The sequence below is a fragment of the Escherichia sp. WS1450 genome (genome assembly GCF_046487395.1).
Classification (GTDB): Bacteria; Pseudomonadota; Gammaproteobacteria; order Enterobacterales; family Enterobacteriaceae; genus Escherichia; species Escherichia coli.
The window spans coordinates 1-1,006 of sequence record NZ_JBJQJO010000125.1 but is presented as its reverse complement, the minus strand read 5'-3'; the positions used below and the strand labels follow the sequence as shown (position 1 = coordinate 1,006).

Below are 1,006 nucleotides of genomic sequence, written 5' to 3'. Positions count from 1 at the left end.
TACGTCTGGCGGCAGAGCCGCAGACTGGAAGACGGGAAGTTTCGGCCCTTACGGATGCCCGGAAAACCTTAGCGTACGATTTTTTCCGAATTCTGCGGGCTCCCCTTTAAGCTATCTTGCTGATATTTCTGTTTTTCGATTTTTGCCGGCGCGATGCCGGCGACGTTGGCCAGCTGCCCCGGGCGCGATACTGAGATCAGTTTCTTTGAACAAAAAAAACCGCCTTTTGGCGGTCAGTATTCAGTAGCTGGAACGGTAGTCTCTTCCCTGATTCCAGCGGTCTTGCCAGTGTTCGAGGAATGATTCAGCGAGCTTAGGCATGTTCCAGATCACCACCGCATTCTCCGAGTTTTTCGTTTCGGCCGCTTTGGTGAAATTAAAGCTGCCAGTTTCAACGGTCACATTATCCACGATGATCACCTTGTCATGCTGGATAGGGAAATTACTGTCAGTACGCAAAGGGATGCCGCTGTTCGCTATGTAGTTCATGGCCGCAATGCTGGCGCGCCCCGTATTGCCCCTTTCATCAATTACGATTTTCACATCAACTCCCCGTTTTTTGGCTGCTACCAGTGCCTTCATAATATCCGGGGCGGTAAAAGAATAAGCCATCATCCGTATCGAGGTTTTTGCGGAGTCAATGGCGCTCAGGACGAGAACGCGGGCGCTTCCTTCAGGCGAGTAGCCAACCTGAACGGATGGTTCCACCGCAAAGGCGGGCAGGGCGGCTGTCGTAAATGCTGCGGCCAGAAGCCAGGTTGCTAATTTTTTCATTACAGGCTCCCGTTCACACACTGCATTTTATATTCAGGATCAAAATAAATTTCTTTGATTTTCCGCTTTTCCATATGCACCACAACGTCAATGGTGGAGTAGAGCATTCGCATAATATCGCTGGCACTGTTGCAAATAGTCGGTGGTGATAAACTTATCATCCCCTTTTGCTGATGGAGCTGCACATGAACCCATTCAAAGGCCGGCATTTTCAGCGTGACATCATTCTGTG

1 protein-coding gene and 1 pseudogene are annotated in these 1,006 nt (G+C 50.0%); both read right to left on the bottom strand.

What is annotated here, in order from left to right:
* Positions 1-240 precede the first annotated feature (240 nt).
* A complete protein-coding gene (locus ACJHYR_RS27850; protein ID WP_000731968.1) occupies positions 241-774 on the bottom strand; it encodes a phospholipase D family protein in 534 nt (177 codons plus the stop codon).
* Positions 774-1,006: pseudogene (locus tag ACJHYR_RS27845) on the bottom strand (hypothetical protein); the annotation flags it as partial. The pseudogene ACJHYR_RS27845 and the gene ACJHYR_RS27850, both read right to left, overlap by 1 nt.